The sequence below is a fragment of the Sphingobium estronivorans genome (genome assembly GCF_008692605.1).
In the GTDB taxonomy this organism is placed as follows: Bacteria; Pseudomonadota; Alphaproteobacteria; order Sphingomonadales; family Sphingomonadaceae; genus Sphingobium; species Sphingobium estronivorans.
In genome coordinates this window covers 120,209-142,765 of record NZ_LFCT01000003.1, presented here as the reverse complement: position 1 = coordinate 142,765, position 22,557 = coordinate 120,209, and the positions used below count along the sequence as shown (strand labels likewise).

Sequence of the window (22,557 nt, the reverse complement as noted above, 5' to 3'; positions counted from 1 at the left end):
GCGGCCCGCCAAGGCGCCGCCACCCCTTACCGGGACAACGGATGATTTTAAACTTCGGTTTCCATCGCGGCGAGGATCGGAGAAGCGCCCATCTCCGCCAGATCGCTATGCTGCCGGAACAGCGCGAACAGTTCGCGCCCGGTATCATAGGGGGCAGGGGGCGGAGGCGGAATGTCTCGCGCATCCCATTCCGCCGCCTCCACCAGCGCCTCGACCTGTCCCGTTTGCGCACAGACCCGCACCCGATCGCCGTCGCGCAGCCGGCCGATGGGACCACCGCCCAAGGCCTCGGGCGAGAGATGGATGGCCGCGGGCACCTTGCCCGAAGCCCCGGACATGCGGCCGTCCGTCAACAGCGCCACGCGGAAGCCGCGATCCTGCAACACGCCCAGCGCCGGGGTCAGCTTGTGCAGTTCGGGCATGCCGTTGGCGCGCGGCCCCTGGAAGCGGACGACCACCACGACATCGCGTTCCAGTTCGCCCGCCTTGAAGGCGCGCAGCACATCGTCCTGATCGTGGAAGATCGCCGCCGGCGCCTCTATCGTCCAGCGTTCCGGATCGACTGCGCTCACCTTCATGACGCAGCGACCCAGATTGCCGGACAGCAATTTCATGCCGCCATCCGCGCTGAACGGGTTGGCGACTGGCCGCAGGATGGTTTCGTCCCGCGATTGCGGCACATCCTTCCAGACCAGCGCCTCATTCTCCAGCACCGGCTCCTGCCCGTAATCGGCCAGTCCCTGACGGGCCACGGTCGGAATATCGCCATGCAGCAGGCCGTTGCCCAGCAATTCGCGGATCACATAGGACATGCCGCCGGCTGCGTGGAAATTGTTTACATCGCCCGAGCCATTGGGATAGATTCGCGCCAGCAGCGGCACGACTTCCGAAATCTCGGCAAAATCGGTCCAGTCGATATGGATGCCCGCCGCCCGCGCGATAGCGGGCAGGTGGATCGCATGATTGGTCGACCCGCCGGTCGCCATCAGCCCGATGACCGCGTTGACGATCGCCTTCTCGTTCACGCAATGGCCAAGCGGGCGATAATCATCGCCGTCCCAGCCGATGCGCGAAAGCTGATGCACCGCCGCCCGCGTCAATTCCTGCCGCAGCTTGGTGCCCGGATGCACGAAGGAGGCGGCGGGCATGTGCAACCCCATCATCTCCATCATCATCTGGTTGCTGTTCGCCGTGCCGTAGAAGGTGCAGGTGCCCGCGCCATGATAGCTGGCGCTTTCGGACTCCAGCAGTTCCTCCTTGCCGACCTTGCCCTCGGCATAGAGCTGACGAATGCGCACCTTCTCCTTGTTGGCAAGGCCCGAAGGCATTGGCCCGGCGGGGATCAGGATGGTCGGCAGATGCCCGAAGCGCAGCGCGCCGATCAGCAACCCCGGCACGATCTTGTCGCAAATGCCGAGCAGCAACGCGCCTTCGAACATGGCGTGGCTCAACGACACCGCCGTCGACAGGGCGATGGTGTCGCGGGAAAAAAGCGACAGGTCCATGCCTGCCTGCCCCTGAGTCACGCCGTCGCACATGGCGGGAACCCCGCCCGCGACCTGCGCGGTGCAGCCGACCTCGCGGGCCGCGAGCTTGATCTGCTCGGGATAGCGGCCATAGGGCTGATGCGCCGACAGCATGTCATTATAGGCGGTGACGATACCGAAGTTCATCGCAGCGCCGGTGCGGATGACAGGCTTGTCTTCCCCGCTCGCGGCAAAGCCGTGGGCGAGATTTCCGCACGAAAGCTGGGCGCGGTTGGTGCCCGCGTTCCGTCCCCGTTCGATCAGGCTGAGATATTTGAGGCGCGAAGCGGCGCTCCGCTTCGTGATGCGTTCGGTGACCTTGACGATCACCGGATGAAGATCAGTCATTCCAGCTTGCTCCGTCCCGTTCGATAAGGGCAATCGCTGAAGACGGTCCCCAGTTCCCGGAAGAATAGGGCGAGGGCTTCATCCCCGCATCCTTCCACCCGTCGATGATCGAATCGATCCAGATCCATTGCGCCTCGACCTCATCGCGGCGCACGAACAGCGTCTGGTCGCCGGCCAGCAGATCCAGGATCAACCGCTCATAGGCGATGCGGCGGCGTTGTCCGGCAAAGGCCGCGGTCAGCGACACGTCCAGCGTCACTTCCTTCAAATGGGTTTCGCGCTCCAGCCCCGGCCTTTTGCTCATGATGAGCAGGCGGATATATTCTTCCGGCTGCAAGCGGATAATCATCGTATTGGGTTCCAGCCCCGACCCATGGCCATTGCGGCCGAAGATCGAATGACGCACGGGCTTGAACTGGATGATGATTTCCGACTGGCGCGCGGGCATGCGCTTGCCGGTGCGGAGGTAGAAGGGCACGCCCTGCCAACGCCAATTGTCGATAAAGGCTTTCAGCGCCACGAACGTTTCGGTCTCGGATGGCTTGCCCAATTCGTCGGCATAGCCGGTGACGATCTGTCCGCCGACCGCGCCCGGCGTATATTGGCCGCGCACGCTATGCGTCTTGACGGTCTCGGCCGTCATCGGGCGCAGGGAACGCAGCGCCTTAACCTTCTCATCGCGCACTGCCGTCGGGTCCATCCGCGCGGGCGGTTCCATGGCGATGATCGACAGGATCTGGAGGACGTGGTTCTGCACCATATCGCGCAACGCGCCGACCCCGTCATAATAGGAAACGCGGCCCTCCAGCCCCACCGTCTCGCCCACGGTGATCTGTACATGGCCGATGGCCGTGGCGTTCCACAGCGGTTCGAACATCACATTGCCGAAGCGCAGGGCGAGCAGGTTCTGGACGGTTTCCTTGCCCAGATAATGGTCGACGCGGAAAATCTGGTCCTCGGCGAACAGCGCGCCGATGCCGTCATTGACCTCCTTCGATGACGCCAGATCCTTGCCGATCGGCTTTTCCATGGCGATTCGCGTCTTGGGCGTGATGATGCCCGCATCGGCCAGACCCTGGGCGGTCGGTGCGAAGAGGGAAGGAGGTGTCGAAAGATAGACGGCAACGCCCTTGTCGGTCCGGCCGTCCAGCCGCTGCGCCAGCGCCTTGAACTGATCGGCCTTACCCGCCTCGACGGCCTGGTAGACGATCATGTCGCGAAGCTTGTTCGCCGTTTCCGCTTCATAGCGGTCGGCGGCGAGGAATTTCCTGAGCGCCTTGTCGATGTCGCTGCGGAACTGTTCGTCCGTAAACTCGGTGCGGCCCGACGCAACGATGAGAAAATCGTGCGGCAGCAGCCCATCGGCCAGCAGATTATAGAGCGAGGGGAAGATCATCCTATGGGCCAGATCGCCGGTGGCGCCGAACAACAGGAACGTAGCAGACGGTTCGGTCAAAGGATGTCCCTTTTCCGTTAGTGTTTTCAGGTCTGCACGATGCCGCCCTTATACCCTGCGGCGCTCGTCACGCAAGCAGGCTATCGCCGCGAAGTTCATCTCGCAACCGCGAGAAGATGAAGTCGTTGGATTTTTGGCTGGACGCGGGACTTTGATTTTGCCATTTGCGCACCACCATGACGCGGGCGTGGTGAAACTGGTAGACGCGCCGGACTCAAAATCCGGTTCCGAAAGGAGTGTCGGTTCGATTCCGACCGCCCGCACCATCCTCTGAAATCGGGATCGGACGCATTTGCTTGCGTTGCATGCGCGCTTCACCTTGCGCGCGAAAAAAAAGCCCGGCAACCGTGGCTGCCGGGCTAGGAAAAGCTTTCACGATGTAAAAGCTTCGGGTCGCGGCGCCGCGATTAACCACAAATCGTTGCGATACCAGAAGAATTTGCAGTTCCATCCAGAATGGATCAATTCCCTGCCGCTTCGGCCTGCGCCTTGAACCAGGGGATCATGCGCGCAATCGCATCCTCCACCCTGTCGGTGGATACCGCAAAGCTGAAACGGATATGCCGATGCCCGTCCACCGGATCGAAATCGATCCCCGGCGCCGTCGCCACCCCGGTTTCGCGCAGCAGCTTCTGGCAGAAGGACAGGCTATCCTGCGTCAGATGCCCTACATCCGCATAGATGTAGAAGGCGCCATCGGGCGGTGCGATCTCCTTCAGGCCAAGCGCGGGCAGGGCGGCCAGCAACAATTCGCGGTTCCGCCGATAGGTCGCGACATGCCCCTCCAGTTCATCGATGCAATCGAACGCCTTCACCCCTGCATGCTGCGCCAGAGAAGGTGGCGTCAGGAACAGGTTCCCCATCCGCGCCCGCGCCGTGTCGATCAGGTCAGGCGGAAACACCACCCAGCCCAGCCGCCATCCGGCCATGGAAAAATATTTGGAGAAGCTGTTCACGATCACTGCGTCCGGTGCGAATTCCAGCATCGACCGCGCCGGTTCGCCATAGCTCAGGCCATGATAGATTTCGTCCGACACGATCCTGATGCCGCGCGCCCGGCAGATGGTGGCGATTCGCGCCATTTCCTCCGCCGGGATGATCGTGCCTGTGGGGTTGGCCGGGCTGGCGATGATCGCCCCATCCGGCGCGGGTTCCAGGGCTTCCAGCGCCGCCGCGCCGATCTGATAGCGTTCCGCCGGGCCGCAATCGACCTCCAGCGGCTCCAGATACAGCGCCTTCAATGTGTTGCGATAGGCGACATAGCCCGGCCGCGCCGTCGCCACCCGCGCGCCCGGCGCGAACAGGCTGGTCAGCGCGAGCACCAGTCCCGGCGAAGCCCCGCAGGTCAGCAGGATCTGCTCCGCCTCCACCGTCACGCCATGGCGTTCCCGATAATGCAGCGCGATCCGCTCCTTCAGTGCCGGGCTTTCCCAATAACCCATGGGGTCGCGGTCCAGCACCTCATGCGCTTCGGCAATGGCGGCCAAGGGCGCTCCGGTCGAAGGCTGGCCGAATTCCATATGCAGGATGGATCGCCCCTCGGCCTCAAGCTGATGCGCTTCCCGGCTGATGGCGATGGCGTGGAAGGGGTCTATCTGAGCAATCATGGGTGCCTCTTACTCGGCCCGAAACCTTGTCACAATTGCCGCGTTGGACAGGCGTGAACGAAACCCTCCTCAACATCCTGCAATATTATGGTGCGGGTGCCGCGACCTTCGCCGCCCTGGTCGTATCGCTGAACCTTGGACGCCGCATCACCGGATGGGCGTTCCTGTTGTTCGTGACCTCTTCGGTGGCGCTGATCCTTTGGGGCTTCTTCGCGGAGGACAGCAAGGGCATCGGTTTCCAGAATGTCGCGTTGCTGGTGATCAACGCCATCGGCGTCTGGCGCTACCTCTTCTCGAACCATAGGGCCTCAAAGCAGGGGTCGCACGACGACGGTCACTCCGATATCCAGACCTCCACGGACACGGCATGCTGGCAAAGCGCGACCCGGATCGGCAGTTCCTCGACCGCTCCACCTGCCAAGGCCCGGTCATAAACCGCCTTCTTCGCCGCCCCGCCGATTTGCAGGAACACATGCCGGCTCTTGAGGATCGCCCCGGCGCTCATCGACATGCGCTGATGCGGCGCGGCCGGCGGCGTCACCGCCAGCGTCAGCGCCTCGGTCGAAAGCCCCTCGGCGAGCTCCTTCGCCTCCGGGAAGAGGGAAGCCGTGTGCCCGTCCTCTCCCATGCCCAAAAGGACGATGTCGAGCGGCCAGGGCAGGGCCGCGAAAGCCGCCTCGCATGCGGCCTGCCCGGCATAGGCATCAGCCGCATCATTTTTCATCGGTACGAACCGGGCCTTCGCTGCCTTCCCCTGAAGCAGCGTCTCGCGCATCAGCCGCTCATTGCTGTCGGCGTGATCCGGCGCCACCCAGCGTTCATCGACCAGCGTGACGATCACCTTGTCCCAGTCGAGCGCCGTGCCTGACAATGCCTCCAGCACGGCTTTGGGCGAGCGCCCGCCCGAAAGCGCGATCGTCGCCACGCCACGCGCCGCAATGGCATCGCCCAGAATGACGCCGATCCGCCGCGCCATGTCTGTCGCCGCGAGAGCGCCGTCGATGAAAAGATGTTCGATAGACATGGGATCAATTCTCTTCCGGCAGGGTGCAGATGTCGATCCATTGCGCGGAGGTCAGTTCGGCCAGCCGCGCAGGTGTCAATTCCACTGACGTGGTTCGCGATCCAGCGGCAGGAAATACCGTCTCGAAAGCCTGCAAGGACACATCGCAATAAACGGGCAGGGGCGCTGCCAGTCCGAAGGGGCAAACGCCCCCCACGGGATGCCCGGTCAATCCCTCGACCTCCTCAAGTCCCAGCATCCGGGGTTTCGCCCCCAACGCCGCCTTCGCCTTGCCATTATGCAGCCGCGCATCGCCCCGCGCCACCACCAGCGCGACCGCATCCCCGACCCGCAGTGACAGGGTCTTGGCGATCCGCGCCGGCACCACGCCCAGAGCCTCGGCGGCTTCATTGACCGTGGCGGTGCTCACCCCCTGGTCGATGATCGCGACGTCGGGCGCATGGGTGGAGAAAAAGGCGCGAACCGAGTCCGCGCTCATTGTCCCTGAATCTCGGTCAGCTTACGCTCCCAGGCGAGGGCGTGGGTCACGATCTGGTCGAGATCCGCATAGCGGGGCGTCCATGGGAACGCATCCATGATCGCCCGGTTATCGGAGATCAACGCGTCCGGGTCGCCCGCGCGCCGTCCCTCCATGCGTCGGTCGATCTTCAGGTTCGTCACCCGGTCCACCGCATCCAGCACCTCCAGCACCGAAAAGCCGCGCCCATAGCCGCAATTGAGCAGATAATTCTGCTCCGGCCGGGCCATCAGCGCCTCCAGTGCCAGCACATGCGCCGCCGCCAGATCGCTGACATGGATATAGTCGCGCACGCCGGTGCCGTCGGGCGTGTCGAAGTCCGTCCCGAACACGCTCACATGACCGCGCTTGCCCAGGGCCGCCTCGACCGCGACCTTGATGAGATGCGTTGCGCCCGCCGTGGACTGCCCCGTGCGTCCGGCCGGATCGGCGCCCGCGACGTTGAAGTAGCGCAGCGCGCAGAAGTTCATCGGATGCGCCGCGCTGACGTCGCGCAGCATATATTCGGTCATCAGCTTCGACATGCCATAGGGATTGATCGGCCGCTGCGGCGTCGTTTCCCTGACCGGGCTTTCCTCCGGGATGCCATAGGTCGCGGCGGTCGAGGAAAAGATGAAATGCGGCACGCCGACTGTGACCACGCTCTCGATCAGGTCGCGGGTCTTGGCGCTGTTGTTGTGATAATATTTCAGCGGGTTCTCGACCGATTCCGGCACCACCACCGATCCGGCAAAGTGCATCACGGCCTTCACAGCATGATCGCGCAGCGTCTGCTGCACCAGCGGCTGGTCGGAAATATCGCCCTGTACGAAAGCGACATCGCCCGGCACGGCCCAACGGAAACCCGTCACCAGATTGTCGATCACCACGACGCCATAGCCCGCGTCGCGCAGCGCCAGCACCGCATGGCTGCCAATATAACCGGCCCCGCCTGTGACCAGAACCGTCGGCTTGTCGCTCATAAGAAGTAGGTCTCCCCGAAGAATATCGGGAAGACCTAAACCACTCACGTTACGATTTACACCCCATTCACGCCGCAGCGCGGGATGAAGCGGGGTGATAGAAGGTCGCGCCGCTCGCTGCCATGTCCTGCAACTGCACGGTTGGCGCGAAGCGGTTGCCATGGCTGGCCGCCAGCCGTTCCAGCACCGCGACGACATGGCCGATGCCGACCGTGTCCATATGGCTGAACGGCCCGCCGGTATAGGGCGCGAAGCCCCAGCCGAAGATCGCGCCGATATCGCCATCCTCCGGCGTTTCCAGCACACCCTCTTCGAAACAGCGCGCGCATTCGACGAGCTGGCGATAGAGCAGCCGCTCCTTCACTTCCTCGACATCGGGCTGCACGGCGGCGCGGGGGAACATCTCCTCCAAGCCGGTCCAGAGATGCTTTTTCCCACCCTCGGGATAGTCGTACCAGCCCTTGGCGCTCTTGCGGCCCAGACGGCCCATCTCGACCATCTTCGCCATCACCGCGTCGGATGGCTGGGCGACATAGGCATCGCCCAGTTCCTTCTGCGCGGCGACGACGATCTTGTGGCCCAGTTCGATGGAAACCTCGTCGCCCACCGCCAGCGGACCCACCGGCATGCCCAGCTGCCGCCCGGCATTTTCGATCAGCGCCGGGTTGATCCCCTCGGCGACCATCTCCACGCCCTCCTGCACATAGGTGCCGAAGCAGCGCGAGGTGTAGAAGCCGCGCGAGTCATTGACGACGATGGGCGTCTTCTTGATCTGGCTGACGAAATCCATTGCCTTGGCGATGGCCGCCGGTCCGGTTTCCTTGCCCAGGATGATCTCCACCAGCGGCATCTTCTCGACCGGCGAGAAGAAGTGGATGCCGATGAAATTCTCCGGCTTGCTCCATGCCTTGGCCAGCCGGGTAATCGGCAGGGTGGAGGTGTTGGACCCGAAGATCGTGTCCGCGCCCAGCACTTCCTCGACTTTCTTCGTCACCTCGGCCTTGATGCCGACATCCTCGAACACCGCCTCGATCACGAAGTCTGCTCCGGCGAGTGCGGCATAGTCGGTGGTGGGCGTCACGCGGGCCAGCACTTCCGCCATCTTCTCGGGCGTCATGCCGCGACCCAGCCGCTTCTTCAGCACGTCCTCGACATGTACCTTGCCCTTTTCGGCATAAGCCTGATCGCGGTCGAACAGCACCACTTCCATGCCCGCCTGCGCGGCAACGGTGGCGATGCCCGCGCCCATCATGCCCGCGCCCAGCATGGCGAGCTTCTTCGTGGGGGCCTTGGGCTGGTCCTTGGGTCGGCGCGCGCCGCGCTCCGCCGCCTGCTTGTTGACGAACAGACTGCGGATCATGTTTGCGGCCTGCGGATCGGTCACGATCCTGGCGAAATATTTGCTCTCGATCCGGATCGCGCGGTCCATGGGCAGCAACGCGCCCTCATAGACCGCCGACAGCAGTGCAACCGGTCCGTTGAGGTTCCGCTGTGTCTGCTTGAGCGTCATAGGCAGAGCGCCCACCATGGTCTGCACGAAGGCCGGGTTGAACGCGCCGGCGCCGCCGGGGAACTTGAAACCCTTCTGATCCCAGGGCTGCACCGAGGCGGACGGATTGGCCTTCACCCATTCCCTGGCCTTTTCGACGGCGGCGCCCTGCGGGACAAGCTCATCGACGACCTTCATCATCGCCGCTTCGGCGGGGCGGAACAGCTTGCCCTGCAACATGTACATCAGCGCCGCCTGGACGCCCATCAGGCGCGGCAGGCGCTGCGACCCGCCGCCGCCGGGGAACAGGCCGATCAGGATTTCGGGCAGGCCAAGCTGCGTCTTCGGGCTGTCACCCACGACGCGGCGGTGGCAGGCCAACGCCAGTTCGAACCCGCCGCCGACGCAGGTGCCCTCAATGGCGCAGGCCACCGGCTTGCCGCAGGTTTCCAGCCGCCGGAACAGTTGGTTCAGCGCGAAAACCTGGTCGAAGATCTCCGCCGGGGTAGGGCGTCTGCCGGTGTCGTTTGCCAACATGGAGCCGAAATGTTTGAGGTCCATGCCCGCCATGAAGCCGCTGTCCTTGCCCGAGGCAATGACCGCGCCCTTGATGGCCTCCTCGGACGAAATGCGCGTGATCGCGGCATCCAGATCGGCCAGGAAATCCGGGCCGATGACGTTCATCGACTGGTCGGGAACGTCGATCGTCAGCGTGGCGATGCCGTCGGCGTCGATGTCGAAGCGGATCGTGTTCATGTTCGTCTCTCCCAATTCCGCTCAAACGCGCTCGATGATGATGCCGGTGCCCATGCCCGCGCCGACGCACAGGTTGATGAGCGCGGTGCCCTTGCCGGTCCGTTCCAGCTCATCCAGCGCGGTCCCCAGTACCATCGCCCCGGTCGCGCCCAGCGGATGGCCCATCGCGATCGCGCCGCCATTGACGTTGATCTGGCTGTGGTCGAGGTCCATGGCCTGCATGTAGCGCAGCACGACACTGGAAAAGGCTTCGTTCAGTTCCCAAAGGTCGATGTCGGCCTTATTCATGCCCGCGCGGCTGAGCAGTTTGCCCGCGACGAATTCCGGCCCGGTCAGCATGATGAGCGGCTCCGACCCGATGGAGGCCATGGCCTTGATACGGGCGCGGGGCGTCAGCCCATATTTCTCGCCCATTTCCTTGTTGCCGACCAGCACCGCGGCGGCGCCGTCGACAATGCCGGAGCTGTTACCGGCATGATGGACATGGTTCACCCGCTCCAGTTCGGGATAGCGCAGCAGGGCAATCGCATCGAAGCCCGGCATGTCCTCGCCCAGCGCCGCGAAGCTGGGCTTCAGCGCAGCCAGCGACTGCATCGTTGCATCGGGGCGCATATGTTCGTCATGATCGAGCACGACCGCGCTCATCACGTCCTTCACCGGCACGATGGATTTCGCGAAACGCTTCTCATCCCACGCGGCCTTGGCCCGGCGCTGGCTTTCCACGGCATAGGCATCGACATCGTCGCGGCTGATGCCGAACTTGGTCGCGATCACGTCGGCGCCAATGCCCTGCGGCGCGAAATATATCTTGTAGGCGGCCGACGGGTCCATCGCAAAGCCGCCGCCGTCCGAACCCATGGGCACCCGGCTCATCGATTCGACGCCGCCGCCGATGGCAAGGCCCGCCTCGCCCGAAAAGACCTTCGCCGCGGCCATGTTCACCGCCTCCAGGCCAGAGGCGCAGAACCGGTTGACCTGAACGCCCGGCACGGTCTGGGCATAGTCGGCGTTCAGCGCCGCCGCACGGGCTATATCGGCGCCCTGTTCGCCCACGGGGCTGACGCAGCCCAGAACCACATCGTCGACATCGGCGGTGTCGATCCGGGTCCGGTCGCGCACGGCTTCCAGAACCTGCGTCGCCAACTGGATGGGCGTGATTTCATGCAGCGATCCATCCGCCTTGCCCCGTCCGCGGGGTGTTCTGACGGCATCGTAAATAAAGGCTTCCATGGCTTTCCATTCCTCTCCGGAGGGCGTCGGATACGCCGGCGAATGTATTTACGTTTACGTAAAGTGCAAGTCCTATCGTCAAGCCGCGACGACCGTAACGTCAACCCTTAAATCGCGCTCGTTTCGCGATTTCATTCCTGCTTCCAACGCATTTCGCGATTCGGCGGTTTGACCGTCTCGCCCAATTCCGCTTCATGGATTGCGTGGCAGACTCAGACCCCCCTCAGGCGCCATCGCCCTTTTCGATTCCGATCTTCCGCGCGATCTGGTGGGCCAGCCTTGCCTCCAATTTCGGCGGGTTGATCCAGTCGGTCGGCGCCCAGTGGATGATGACCTCGCTGTCGGCATCGCCGCAGATGATCGCGCTGGTGCCGGCGGCAACGACCCTGCCGATCATGTTGCTGTCGCTCTGGGCAGGCGCGCTGGCGGATAATCGCGACCGGCGGCTGGTGATGCTGTGCTGCCAGTTGTTCATGCTGATCGTTTCCGCCCTGCTGGCGCTGTTCGCCTGGATGGGGTGGGTGTCGCCCTGGGCCTTGCTCGGCTTCACCTTCCTGGTCGGCTGCGCGACCGCGATCAACGGCCCGGCGTGGCAGGCGTCGGTGGGCGACATGGTGCCGCGCGCTGCCTTGCCCAATGCCGTCTCGCTCAATTCCATGGGCTTCAACATGGCGCGCAGCACAGGCCCGGCGCTGGGCGGCGTCATCGTCGCCGTGGCGGGGGCGGCGAGCGCCTTCCTGATCAACGCGGTCAGCTATATCGGGCTGGTTGTTGTTCTCGTCCGTTGGCGCCCCGAACGGCCGCCGCAACTCTTGCCGCGCGAGCGTATGGGCGTCGCGATGGCGGCTGGGGTCCGCTATGTCGCGATGTCGCCCAAAATTCAGCACGTGCTGCTGCGCGCCGCAGCCTTCGGCATCGGGGCCAGCGCGGTGTCCGCGATGATGCCGTTGGTCGCGCGGGACATATTGGGCGGCAGCGCGCTGACGTTCGGTGCGCTCAGTGCGGCCTTCGGCATCGGCGCGGTGTTGGGCGCTTTGTCCACGGCTAAGCTGCGTCAGCGTTTTTCGGTCGAAACCATTGTGCGCTGTTCCGCTCTGGCGCTGGCTGCGGGCACGGCGTTGATGGCGGCCAGCCCCTGGCTGGTCCTCGCCTTGCTTGGTCTGTTGCTGGCGGGGGCGGGATGGGTGATCGCCCTGTCCAGCTTCAACGTTTCTGTCCAGATGTCCGCCCCGCGCTGGGTCGTGGCGCGGGCGGTCGCCCTCTACCAGATGGTCGCCTTTGGCGGCATGGCGGGCGGGGCCTGGCTGTTCGGCACCTTGGCGGAGGATCATGGCGTCGTCGTCGCGCTCTATGTCGCGGCTGCCGTCCAGTTCGTTTCTGCCCTGATCGGCTATCTCCGGCCTTTGCTGCAGGCGGGCGACGAGAATCTCGACCTCCAGAATCTCTGGCGGGAGCCGGAGACGGCGGTGCCCATCGCGCCGCGCAGCGGACCTGTGGTCGTCACCATCGAATATCGCATTCCGGCGGGATCGGTCGTCCCGTTCCTGGCGGCGATGAGCGAACGCCGCCGCATCCGCCGTCGCGACGGCGCGCATGGCTGGTCGCTGCTGCGCGATCTGGCCGACCCGGAATTGTGGATGGAGCGCTATCATGTCTCGACCTGGCTCGACTATGTGCGCCACAACAGCCGCCGGACGGTGGCGGACATGGCGAATAGCAAAGCGATCCAGGCCCTGCACAAGGGTCCCCATCCGCCGGTCGTCCACCGCATGCTGGAACGGCAGACCGGGTCCCTGCCGCTCGCCCGCTCCGCCGATCCGCGTGAGATGGGCGATCCGATGACCGACCCGACCCGCTCGAGTTAGTCGTCGCTCCGCATCAGCAGGTCCTCGGGCGTGTCGATGTCGCGCAGGCAGGCGCCCATCGTCTCGATCTGCACGCCATGGCTGAGCAGCGCCCGCGCGCCCTGATCCCCGCGCAGGGCCAGTAATTCCGGAAAATGCTTGCGCCCGATAAAGGCGGGGGGAGAGGAGGAAAAGCCGTCCGTGCTGGCGACCACCGACCGGATGTCCTCCGCAGCGAGGCAGATGCGATTATAATGGGTCTGCGGCACATCGGGCATGTCGGCCAGACAGATCAGGATTCCCCGACATTTGCGGAGCGGCATCACATGCTCGACCGCTCTGACGATGCTGCTGGAAATGCCTTCCTCCGACCGGTCATTGACCAGGATCGTATAGCCGCGCCGCTCCAGCCTGCGGTGGAGGACGGGGGCCTGCGCGATGGGCCGGGCGACGGCCACCAGTTCGGCAAAGGCCATGGACGCGACGGTTTCCAGCGCATGGACGGCCACGGGCTTGCCGCGCCATTCGGCCATCAGCTTGTCTTCCTCCCCGAAACGGGAGGATGTGCCTGCCGCAAGCAGGACAGCGGCGATCTGTTCGGTCCGCATGGTTCCATTATGGTTGATTGGCGCGACCCGGTTTATCCGGTTTTACCTGCATGTGCCATCCGGGCGTTCTTCTGTCCAGCGCGGCGAAGGGGCTGGCGTTCCTGCGAATCAGTCGCCATATGCCTCTGAAGCAACAGGAGGAGTGGTGTCGTCCATGGAATATGATCCCGATGCGGAGGCCGCGGGTGAGTCGGTCAAGATTCCCGTTCCGAAGGATGTTTCGGAAGCGATTCGGACACTGATCCGCTGGTCGGGCGATACGCCCGAGCGGGAAGGGTTGCTCGAAACGCCCGAACGCGTGGCGCGGGCGTGGAAGGAATATTGCCGCGGATATGGGGACGATCCGGCCTATCACCTTTCCCGCATCTTCCATGAAGTAGGCGGCTATGACGACATCGTGCTGCTGAAGGACATTCCGTTCCAGTCGCATTGCGAACATCATATGGCGCCGATCGTCGGCGTCGCGCATATCGCCTATCTTCCCGGCCAGTATGTCGTCGGCATATCGAAGCTGGCGCGTGTGCTGCACGCCTTTGCCCACCGCCTTCAGGTGCAGGAGCGGCTGACGTCGGAAGTCGCCAACTGCATCTGGGAAAATCTGAAGCCGCAGGGCGTGGCCGTGGTGGTCGAAGCGACCCATGGCTGCATGACCGGGCGCGGCGTGCGTACGCCCAATGTCGTCATGAAGACCAGCCGCATGCTCGGCGTCTTCCGCGACGATGAGAAGAGCCGCGAAGAAGTGCTGAAGCTGATCGGCGCGTGAGCGGAGAGGAAGCGCCCGGTTATCGGCCTCTGGGTGGCGCTCGGAAGCAGCCGGAGTCCGGCGCCTTGCCGCTGGCGCAGAAGCGTCTGGCGCTGGTCACGGGCGGGCACCGGCGGCTGGGCGGTATCATATCGGCCGCCTTTGCGCGGGCGGGCTATTCGCTGGCCATCCATGGCAGCCATGACACCCGGCTCGATTCCCACCTCGCGCTGACGCTGGAGGAGCATGGGACCGAATGGGACGGTTTCACCGTCGATTTCGCCGATCCCGAAGGGGCGGAGGAACTGGTTGCGCTGGTTGCGGAACGGTTCGGCCGTCCCCCAGATGTGCTGGTCAACAGCGCGGCGATCTTCGGGCAGGATCGGCTCGGCAATGTGGGTGCCGATGACCTGATGCGCCATTATGCGGTCAATTGCGCCGCGCCGACCTTGCTGACGAAGGCGTTTGCGACTGTCCCGGCGGGGGCGGGCGATCGATGCATCGTCAACATATTGGACCAGCGGATCGACCATCCCCATGGCGATCAACTGGCTTATACGCTGTCGAAAATGGCGCTGGCTGGCCTGACGAAACTGTCTGCTGCGACGCTGGCGCCGCAGATTCGGGTCAACGCCGTGGCACCGGGCCTGACCATAGCCACGCCCGATTATGATGAGGGCCAGATGGAGCGGCTGGCGAAGCTGATGCCGCTGGAGCGGTTGCCGCAGGCGGATCAGATTGCCGAAGCGGTGTTGTACCTTGCGGGCGCGGGTGCGGTGACGGGGCAGACGCTTTATATCGACGGCGGCGCGCATCAGCGCAGCTATGACCGGGACTTCATGCATCTGTGCCGATAGCGGTTGCGAAGATGCGGTTTGCGAAGGGCTGGTCAAGCATCGCCACCCTGCATAGAGCGGCGCAAATGATCGAATGAACGGAGATGGCAATGGCTTATGAAACGATCCTGGTGGAACAGCGCGACGCGGTGACGCTGGTCACGCTCAACCGTCCGCAGGCGCTGAATGCGTTGAACGGCCAGGTGCTCAAGGATCTGGGCGCGGCCTTCGCGGCCTATGATGCCGATCCGTCGCAACGCTGCCTTGTCCTCACCGGCAGCGAGAAGGCCTTTGCCGCTGGCGCCGACATCAAGGAAATGGTGGAGAAGGAGGCGGCGGATTTCTTCCTTCAGGATTTCTTCGCCGGCTGGCAGAGCGATGTGGTGGCGACCCGCAAGCCGTGGATCGCGGCGGTCGCCGGTTTCGCGCTGGGTGGCGGGTGCGAACTGGCGATGATGGCGGACTTCATCCTGGCGGCCGACACGGCGAAATTCGGTCAGCCTGAAATCAAGCTGGGCGTGGCGCCGGGCATGGGCGGATCGCAGCGCCTGACCCGCGCGGTGGGCAAGGCGAAGGCGATGGAAATGTGCCTGACCGGCCGGATGATGGGGGCTGAGGAAGCGGAAAGCGCCGGGCTGGTCGCGCGGATCGTTCCGGCGGCCGAGTTGCTGGACGACGCGCTCAAGACGGCCGCCGCGATCGCCGGGATGCCGCCCATGGCGGCGATGGTGAACAAGGAAATGGTCAATCTGGCGTTCGAAACCGGATTGGCGCAGGGCATATTGACCGAACGCCGCCTGTTCCAGATTCTGACCGCGACCGAGGACAAGAAAGAGGGCATGGAAGCCTTCGTCGCCAAGCGGCCCGGCGTCTGGAAGGGGCGCTGATCCCCTGAACGAAGGGCGGGGATTGCCCGCCCTGTCGCCCGAAAATCTGGAGGGGTTATTTCCCCTCCAGCATCTCGATCATCAGCGAAAAGTCGCGCGCCGCTTCGCCGCGATTGGCAAGGAGCTGATAGAGGGCTTCCGCCGCATGGCCCATCGGCACGCTCGCGCCGACCGAGGCCGCGGCTTCGCTCGCCAGTTTCAGGTCCTTTAGCATCAGGCCCACGGCGAATCCCCCCTGATAGCCATTGTCCGAAGGGCTTTGCGGGCCGACGCCGGGGACCGGGCAATAGCTGGTCATCGACCAGCTTTGTCCCGACGACACGCTGGAAATATCGTAGAAGGTCTGCGGGTCGAGGCCGAGCTTCTTCGCCATGGCGAAACTTTCGCAAGTCGCCACCATCGTCGCGCCGAGCAGCATGTTGTTGCAGATTTTCGCCGCCTGCCCATTGCCCGCGCCGCCGGCATGGATCACCGCCTTGCCCATAGCGGAGAGGATCGGCTTGGCCCGGCCGAAGGCCTGATCCGTGCCGCCGACCATGAAGGTCAGCGTGCCGCCATTGGCCGCCGCGATCCCGCCCGAGACCGGCGCATCGACCATCTCGAAGCCCTTGGCGGCGGCGGCATCCTCAACCCGCCGGGCGGTCGCGACATCGATGGTCGAGCAGTCGAGGAACAGAGCGCCCGCCTTGGCTGCATCGAACACATCGCCGGAATAGACGCCTTCGACATGCTTGCCCGCAGGCAGCATGGTGACGACCGCATCGGCGTTCGTCACCGCTTCCGCCACGCTCGCGCAACGGACGGCGCCGGCCTCAACAGCCTTGGCCAGCGCTTCCTCCGCCAGATCGAAGGCGCGCACGGCAAAGCCGTTCTTCAGCAGATTGGCGGCCATGCCACCGCCCATATTGCCCAGGCCGATAAAGGCGATGGTCTGGCTCATCTCAGGCTCTCCTATTTTCAGCCACGCAGTTCGGGCAGCGGCGTCCATTCCTGTTCCGGTGGCAAAGGCGCGAACAGGCTGTCGATCAGTTCGTCCGTCACATCCTCCGGCCGCGCCGGGGTCCAGCGGGGCGCATTGTCCTTGTCGAAGATCACCGCGCGCACGCCCTCGACGAAATCGGGGCGGCGGATGACATGATGGCCGATGCGATATTCGTTGCGCATATTGTCGGCGAAGTCGGTGAAGGCGGCGCCTTCCGCCATCTGGCGTAGCGCGACCTTGATCGTCTGCGGCGATTTGGTGGCAAGGGTGTCAAGCTGCGCCTGCGCCCAATCCGATCCGTCCGCCTCCAGCGCGGCGAGAATGTCCTCATAACGGTCCGACGCGAACAGCCGGTCGATCCGCTCCCGATGCGCTTCCCAGTCGGAGGGCGGCGGGACGTCCGCCATCTCGTCCAGGATTTCGGCCAGGCCGTAGGGATCGGCGATGATCCGCGCCTTCACCGCTTCCAGCCTGTCCGACGCCATATAATGGGTGGCAATGCCGATGGCGGCGCAATCGGCGCCCTTGATCCGCGCGCCGGTGGTGGCAAGCCACGTCCCGGTCCGTCCCGGCATGCGCGGCAGGAACCAGCCGCCGCCGACATCGGGGAAAAGGCCGATGCCCGTTTCCGGCATGGCATAGGTGGTCCGCTCCGTCGCGACGCGATAGCGGGCCGGATCGGAAATACCGACGCCGCCGCCCATGACGATGCCGTCGATGAAGGCGACGATCGGCTTTTCATAGACGAACAGCAGATGGTTCATCCGATATTCCGTTTGGAAGAATTGCTCGGCCTCGGAGCAATCGCCCTTCGCGCTGTTGGCGATCATCGCAATGTCGCCACCCGCGCAAAATCCCCGACCCTCCGCATGGTCGAGCATCACCGCGACGACATCCTCATCCGTCCGCCACGCCAGCAGAGCGTCGATGATGGCGCTGCAAATCTCCGTGGTCAGCGCGTGGATCGCCCTGGGCCGGTTCAGCCGGATGCGCCCCACGCCATTGTCGATGGAAATCAGCAACTGATCGGTCATATCGTCTCCCGCGCAGTCTCTCTCGGGTTTAGGGCCGCAGCAGGTCGCGGGCGATGATCATGCGCATCACCTGATTGGTGCCTTCCAATATGGAATGCACGCGCAAATCGCGCCAGAAGCGCTCGACCGGATAGTCCATCAGATAGCCATAGCCGCCATGCAGTTGCAGCGCGCGGTCGACCACGGATGAGCCGGTGTCGGTCGCCAGCCGCTTGGCCATGGCGGCAAAGCGCGTCTTGTCGGGCGCATTTTGGGTCACCTTGACCGCCGCCGCGTAGAGCAGGGTGCGCGCGGCCTGAAGTTCCGTCTCCATGTCCGCCAGCATGAACTGGGTATTCTGAAAATCGGCGATGCTCTGGCCGAACTGCTTGCGGTCCTTGGTATAGTTGACCGCCTCATCAATACAGCGTTGCGCCCCGCCCAGCGAGCAGGCGCCGATATTCAGCCGTCCGCCGTCCAGCCCCATCATCGCGATGCGGAAACCTTCGCCCTCCGCGCCGACCAGATTTTCGGTCGGCACCCGAACGCCGTCGAAATTGACCTGCGCCGTGGGTTGCGAATGCCAGCCGAGCTTGCGTTCGGGCGCGCCGAAGCTGACGTCGGGCATATCCTTCTCGATGACGAGACAGGATATGCCCTTGGGGCCTTCTTCGCCGGTGCGGACCATGACGACATAGATTTCATTCTCGCCGCCGCCGGAGATGAATTGCTTGGAGCCGGTGACGACATAATGATCGCCGTCCTTCACCGCCCGGGTTTTCAGCGCCGCCGCGTCGGAGCCGGACCCCGCTTCGGTCAGGCAATAGCTGCCGATCCGGTCCATCGGCACCATGGAGGGGAGATATTTGTCTTTGACGGCCTGGCTGCCGAAGCGGTCGATCATCCAGGCGGCCATGTTGTGGATGGAAATGAAGGCGCTGGTCGACGGGCAGCCATAGGCCATCGCCTCCATGATCAGCGCCGCTTCCAGCCGTCCCAGGCCGATGCCGCCCGCTTCCTGCGACACATAGATGCTGCCGAACCCCAGTTCCGCCGCGGCGCGGATCGTATCGCGGGGGAAGATATTCTTTTCGTCCCATTCCGCCGCAAAAGGGGTGATCGCATCGGCGGTGAAGCGGCGCGCCATGTCCTGAATGGCCAACTGGTCTTCGGTGAGATCGAACTGGCTCACAAGCTCTCCCTGACATGCGCTTAAAGATCGTCCTTAGATAAGATGCACAATTGCATGCAACAACGCAGTTCTGCATAGGGTGGCCGCGATTTTGCAGATTTATGCGGGCGGCGGATGTTCGATTGGGATGATCTCAGGGTCTTTCTGGCGGTGGCGCGCACGCGCAAGATCGCCCCGGCGGCGCGCGCGCTCGGCATCGACGCGACGACCATCGCGCGGCGAATCGCGCGGCTGGAACGGAGCCTGGGTCCCGAACTGTTCGAAGTCGGGACGGGGGAGCGGACCCTGACGGTTCGCGGCCAGGCGCTGCTGCGTCATGCGGAGAGTATCGAGAGCGCGGCGCTCGCCGCGATGGAGGAGGCGACCGGGCGCGAGCATCATCTGAACGGACAGGTACGGCTGTCGGTGGCCGAAGGTTTTGGAACTTGGGTGCTGGCGCCGGGCCTTGCCGAATTCAGCCGCCGCCATCCCGGCATCCGGCTCGATCTCATCACCGCCTCGGGCTTCCTCAACCCGTCCAAGCGCGAGGCGGATATGGCGGTCATGCTGGCGCGGCCCCAGCGCGGGCGGCTTTCGGTCCGGCGGATGGGGGATTACCGGCTGCATCTCTATGCCTCGCCTGCCTATCTGGCGCGGGCGGGGACGCCGCGAAATGCCGGCGAACTGCGCGGCCATATGCTGGTCGGCTATGTGCCGGAGTTCATCTTTTCCCCCGAACTGGACTATCTGGACGAGGTGGAAGCGGGGTTGGAGGCCAATCTGCGCGCGACCAGCATCAATATGCAGCATCGCATGATCGCGGAAGGGGCGGGGATCGGCGTCCTGCCGGACTTCATCGCCCGGCGCGACGCCGCGCTGGCGCCGGTCATGGCCGACACTGTGGAGATCATGCGCAGCTTCTGGCTGGTGACGCATGGCGATCTGAAAAAATTGCCCCGGATCGAGGCCGTGGCTTCATGGTTGCAGGAGCGTATCGAAACCTTGAAGGCGTGATCGGCGTCGGCCAGAAGACGGGAAAACCTTCCTAAACCCAATCGACGTTGCTCTTCCGGCTCGCTAAGGGAGTCGTCATGATAAGGATATGGTCGCAGTTGGCCCATGCAGCATAAGTCCAAGCGCAGCCGGGCGCTCGCCCTGCCTCATGGCGAGCTTCGCGCCCGGGCGACCGAATATCTCGATTTCCTGGCCGCCTGGGTGAAGAAACCGCGCCAGACCGCGTCGGTGGTCCCCAGCAGCCGCTATCTCGCGCGGCTGATGGTGGAGCAGATCGATCCCCAGGGCGGCCGGGTGATGGAGCTGGGCGGCGGCACCGGAGTCTTTACCCGCGCCATTTTGGGCACGGGCCTGCCGCCCGAAAGATTGGAGGTGGTGGAGATCAATCCCGCTTTCGCCCGCGGGCTGCGGCGCCATTTTCCGCAGGTGTCGGTGCTGGAAACGCCCGCCCAGACCGTGTCGGCCTCCGCCGCCGGGGAAGTGGGCGATTATCAGGCGGTGATCAGCGGCCTGCCCCTGCTCGCCATGGACCGGCAGATGCACGCGGAGATATTGTCGGAAAGCTTCCGGATGCTTCGGCCCGGCGGCTGTTTCATCCAGTTCACCTATTCGCTGCGGCCGCCGGTCAGCCGGGACATTCTCGACGCGCTGGACCTGGAGGTGGCGCGCGTTGGCCAGACGGTTCGCAACTTTCCGCCCGCCACCGTTTTCCGCTTTTTCCGGAAGGGCGAATAGCCGCCCGGTTGCGTCCCGGCGGCGGCGTCCTATCTTTGCCGCTCAGTCAAAGGGGGGATAGCCGCGCATGGCGTCCATCATCAGCATTACCGGCCTGACCAAAAGCTATGCTTCGGGTTTTCAGGCGCTTAAAGGCGTCGATCTGGACATTGAGGAGGGGGAGATTTTCGCCCTGCTGGGGCCGAACGGCGCCGGCAAGACGACGATGATCTCCATCGTCTGCGGCAATGTCCGCCCCAGCGGGGGCCGCGTGACGGTCGCGGGACATGACATCATCACCGACTATAGGGGATCGCGTTCCGCCATCGGCCTTGTGCCGCAGGAATTGTCGACCGACCAGTTCGAGCGGGTGATCGATACCGTCACCTTCTCCCGCGGTCTGTTCGGCAAGCCGCGCAACGACGCCTATATCGAGAAGGTGCTGCGCGACCTGTCGCTCTGGGACAAACGCAACAACAAGATATTGGAGCTGTCGGGCGGCATGAAGCGCCGCGTGATGATCGCCAAGGCGCTGTCGCATGAGCCGCGCGTCCTGTTCCTTGACGAGCCCACGGCGGGCGTCGACGTGGAGCTTCGCCGCGATATGTGGAAGCTGATCGGCGAACTGCGTCTGACCGGCGTCACCATCATCCTCACCACCCATTATATCGAGGAGGCCGAGGAAATGGCCGACCGGGTGGGCGTCATCAACAAGGGCGAATTGGTGCTGGTCGAGGAAAAGGCCACGCTCATGAAGAAGCTGGGCAAGAAGACGCTGACCGTGACGCTCAGCGAACCGCTTTCCGCCGTGCCGCCGGAGCTTGGCGAGTGGCATGTGACGCTGAAGAGTGACGGCCATGAGATCGAATATGTGTTCGATACCCGGGCAGAGCGCACCGGCGTGTCCACGCTGCTGCGCAAGCTGGGCGACCTTGGCATTGGATATAAGGACCTCAACACGCAGCAGAGCAGCCTGGAGGATATTTTCGTCAGTCTGGTCCACCGGGAGAAGGCGGCATGAGCGGCTTCAATCATCGCGCGATCTGGTCGATCTACAAGTTCGAACTGCATCGTTTCCGCCGTACCTGGCTGACCGGACTGCTGGTGCCGGTGATCACCACCTCGCTCTATTTCGTGGTGTTCGGCGGGGCCATCGGATCGCGCATGACGCAGATTGACGGCATTCCCTATGCCGCCTTCATCGTGCCGGGCCTCATCATGATGTCGATGTTCACGGAGAGCATCTTCAACGCGAGTTTCGGCATCTACATGCCCAAATTCACCGGCACCATCTACGAACTGCTGTCGGCGCCCGTCTCGGCGGTGGAGACGGTCATCGCCTATGTCGGCGCGGCGGCGACCAAATCGCTGATCGTGGGTTCCATCATCTTCCTGACCGCGCATCTGTTCGTGGACCTGCCCGTCGCCCATCCGCTGGCGATGGCGGGGTTCATGATCCTGATCGCGGTCAGTTTCTGCCTCTTCGGCTTCATCCTCGGCATCTGGGCGCAGAGCTTCGAACAGTTGCAGGTGATCCCGCTGCTGATCGTCATGCCGATGACCTTTCTGGGTGGGGCTTTCTATTCGATCCATATGCTGGCCGAACCATGGCGCACGATCACCCTGTTCAACCCGATCGTCTATCTGATCTCCGGCTTCCGCTGGACCTTCTTCGGGCGCGGTGATGTAGGGATCGAGTTCAGCCTGCTGTTCATCGCCGGGATGCTGGCGCTGTGCCTGGGGATTATCGGCTGGATGTTCCGGACGGGATATCGATTGAAAAAATAGATTGTGGATAGGGTCGCGGTGAGGGGTGGCTTGCGAACGCCCG

At 63.9% G+C, this 22,557-nt stretch carries 20 protein-coding genes, 1 tRNA gene and 1 pseudogene; 10 read left to right on the top strand and 12 right to left on the bottom strand.

What is annotated here, in order from left to right:
• Positions 1-47: 47 nt before the first annotated feature.
• Complete coding sequence (gene edd, locus F7P65_RS03425) at positions 48-1,874, bottom strand: phosphogluconate dehydratase (RefSeq protein WP_150290355.1); 1,827 nt, start codon at positions 1,872-1,874, stop codon at positions 48-50.
• Entirely contained in the window at positions 1,867-3,330 is a 1,464-nt protein-coding gene (gene zwf, locus F7P65_RS03420) for a glucose-6-phosphate dehydrogenase (RefSeq protein ID WP_150290354.1), read from the bottom strand. Before zwf ends, edd begins: the two co-directional genes overlap by 8 nt.
• A 181-nt stretch (positions 3,331-3,511) precedes the next feature.
• Between zwf and F7P65_RS03415 the strand changes: the two genes are divergently transcribed.
• Positions 3,512-3,596, top strand: a tRNA-Leu gene (locus tag F7P65_RS03415).
• Positions 3,597-3,791: 195 nt separating this feature from the next.
• Here F7P65_RS03415 and F7P65_RS03410 read toward each other — a convergent pair.
• On the bottom strand, positions 3,792-4,937 hold the full coding sequence (locus F7P65_RS03410) for an aminotransferase class I/II-fold pyridoxal phosphate-dependent enzyme (RefSeq protein WP_150290353.1): 1,146 nt from the start codon (positions 4,935-4,937) through the stop codon (positions 3,792-3,794).
• A 53-nt stretch (positions 4,938-4,990) separates the two neighbouring features.
• Between F7P65_RS03410 and F7P65_RS03405 the strand changes: the two are divergent.
• A pseudogene (locus F7P65_RS03405) lies at positions 4,991-5,242 on the top strand (hypothetical protein); the annotation flags it as partial.
• 29 nt (positions 5,243-5,271) lie between these two features.
• Here the strand turns inward: F7P65_RS03405 and pgl are convergent.
• The 5 genes from pgl to F7P65_RS03380 form a co-directional block, all read right to left on the bottom strand.
• Positions 5,272-5,961 (bottom strand): 6-phosphogluconolactonase, encoded by a 690-nt coding sequence (gene pgl, locus F7P65_RS03400; protein ID WP_150290352.1) that lies wholly within the window; start codon positions 5,959-5,961, stop codon positions 5,272-5,274.
• Positions 5,962-5,965: 4 nt separating this feature from the next.
• Positions 5,966-6,439 (bottom strand): YbaK/EbsC family protein, encoded by a 474-nt coding sequence (locus tag F7P65_RS03395; RefSeq protein WP_150290351.1) that lies wholly within the window; start codon positions 6,437-6,439, stop codon positions 5,966-5,968.
• A complete protein-coding gene (galE, locus tag F7P65_RS03390) occupies positions 6,436-7,440 on the bottom strand; it encodes a UDP-glucose 4-epimerase GalE (RefSeq protein ID WP_150290350.1) in 1,005 nt (334 codons plus the stop codon). Before galE ends, F7P65_RS03395 begins: the two co-directional genes overlap by 4 nt.
• Positions 7,441-7,507: 67 nt before the next feature.
• Positions 7,508-9,685 (bottom strand): 3-hydroxyacyl-CoA dehydrogenase NAD-binding domain-containing protein, encoded by a 2,178-nt coding sequence (locus F7P65_RS03385; protein ID WP_150290349.1) that lies wholly within the window; start codon positions 9,683-9,685, stop codon positions 7,508-7,510.
• A gap of 21 nt (positions 9,686-9,706) precedes the next feature.
• On the bottom strand, positions 9,707-10,915 hold the full coding sequence (locus F7P65_RS03380; RefSeq protein ID WP_150290348.1) for an acetyl-CoA C-acetyltransferase: 1,209 nt from the start codon (positions 10,913-10,915) through the stop codon (positions 9,707-9,709).
• Positions 10,916-11,109: 194 nt separating this feature from the next.
• Here F7P65_RS03380 and F7P65_RS03375 point away from each other — a divergent pair, with 194 nt between their 5' ends.
• Positions 11,110-12,780 (top strand): MFS transporter, encoded by a 1,671-nt coding sequence (locus tag F7P65_RS03375; protein WP_150290347.1) that lies wholly within the window; start codon positions 11,110-11,112, stop codon positions 12,778-12,780.
• On the opposite strand, the gene F7P65_RS03370 is transcribed toward F7P65_RS03375, so the two are convergent.
• A complete protein-coding gene (locus F7P65_RS03370) occupies positions 12,777-13,367 on the bottom strand; it encodes a nucleotidyltransferase family protein (protein ID WP_150290346.1) in 591 nt (196 codons plus the stop codon). The two genes, F7P65_RS03375 and F7P65_RS03370, sit on opposite strands and share 4 nt — an antisense overlap.
• A gap of 154 nt (positions 13,368-13,521) precedes the next feature.
• Between F7P65_RS03370 and folE the strand changes: the two genes are divergently transcribed.
• From folE to F7P65_RS03355, 3 genes are all read left to right on the top strand, one after another.
• Positions 13,522-14,130, top strand: coding sequence for a GTP cyclohydrolase I FolE (gene folE / locus F7P65_RS03365; protein ID WP_150290345.1), 609 nt, complete (start codon positions 13,522-13,524; stop codon positions 14,128-14,130).
• A complete protein-coding gene (locus F7P65_RS03360) occupies positions 14,127-14,966 on the top strand; it encodes an SDR family oxidoreductase (protein WP_150290344.1) in 840 nt (279 codons plus the stop codon). Before folE ends, F7P65_RS03360 begins: the two co-directional genes overlap by 4 nt.
• Before the next feature lie 89 nt (positions 14,967-15,055).
• Positions 15,056-15,832, top strand: a complete 777-nt coding sequence (locus F7P65_RS03355) for an enoyl-CoA hydratase-related protein (RefSeq protein ID WP_150290343.1) — start codon at positions 15,056-15,058, stop codon at positions 15,830-15,832.
• Between the two features lie 55 nt (positions 15,833-15,887).
• Here the strand turns inward: F7P65_RS03355 and mmsB are convergent, their stop codons facing one another.
• Genes mmsB through F7P65_RS03340 form a run of 3 tightly spaced genes read right to left on the bottom strand, consistent with a single transcriptional unit; the run spans position 15,888 to position 19,019 of the window.
• The gene (mmsB, locus tag F7P65_RS03350; protein WP_150290342.1) at positions 15,888-16,772 is read right to left on the bottom strand and encodes a 3-hydroxyisobutyrate dehydrogenase; all 885 of its coding nucleotides are present in this window, start codon (positions 16,770-16,772) and stop codon (positions 15,888-15,890) included.
• A 17-nt stretch (positions 16,773-16,789) separates the two neighbouring features.
• Positions 16,790-17,848 (bottom strand): enoyl-CoA hydratase/isomerase family protein, encoded by a 1,059-nt coding sequence (locus F7P65_RS03345; RefSeq protein WP_150290341.1) that lies wholly within the window; start codon positions 17,846-17,848, stop codon positions 16,790-16,792.
• A gap of 28 nt (positions 17,849-17,876) precedes the next feature.
• Positions 17,877-19,019: an acyl-CoA dehydrogenase family protein gene (locus F7P65_RS03340; protein WP_150290340.1), complete on the bottom strand. Its 1,143-nt coding sequence runs from the start codon at positions 19,017-19,019 to the stop codon at positions 17,877-17,879.
• Between the two features lie 114 nt (positions 19,020-19,133).
• Between F7P65_RS03340 and F7P65_RS03335 the strand changes: the two genes are divergently transcribed.
• From F7P65_RS03335 to F7P65_RS03320, 4 genes are all read left to right on the top strand, one after another.
• Complete coding sequence (locus F7P65_RS03335) at positions 19,134-20,012, top strand: LysR family transcriptional regulator (protein ID WP_150290339.1); 879 nt, start codon at positions 19,134-19,136, stop codon at positions 20,010-20,012.
• Positions 20,013-20,117: 105 nt separating this feature from the next.
• Complete coding sequence (locus F7P65_RS03330; protein ID WP_150290338.1) at positions 20,118-20,747, top strand: class I SAM-dependent methyltransferase; 630 nt, start codon at positions 20,118-20,120, stop codon at positions 20,745-20,747.
• Between the two features lie 67 nt (positions 20,748-20,814).
• Positions 20,815-21,747 (top strand): ABC transporter ATP-binding protein, encoded by a 933-nt coding sequence (locus F7P65_RS03325; RefSeq protein ID WP_150290337.1) that lies wholly within the window; start codon positions 20,815-20,817, stop codon positions 21,745-21,747.
• Positions 21,744-22,514 carry an ABC transporter permease gene (locus tag F7P65_RS03320; protein WP_150290336.1) on the top strand — a complete coding sequence of 257 codons (771 nt, stop codon included), beginning with the start codon at positions 21,744-21,746 and terminating at the stop codon, positions 22,512-22,514. Before F7P65_RS03325 ends, F7P65_RS03320 begins: the two co-directional genes overlap by 4 nt.
• Positions 22,515-22,557 lie beyond the last annotated feature (43 nt).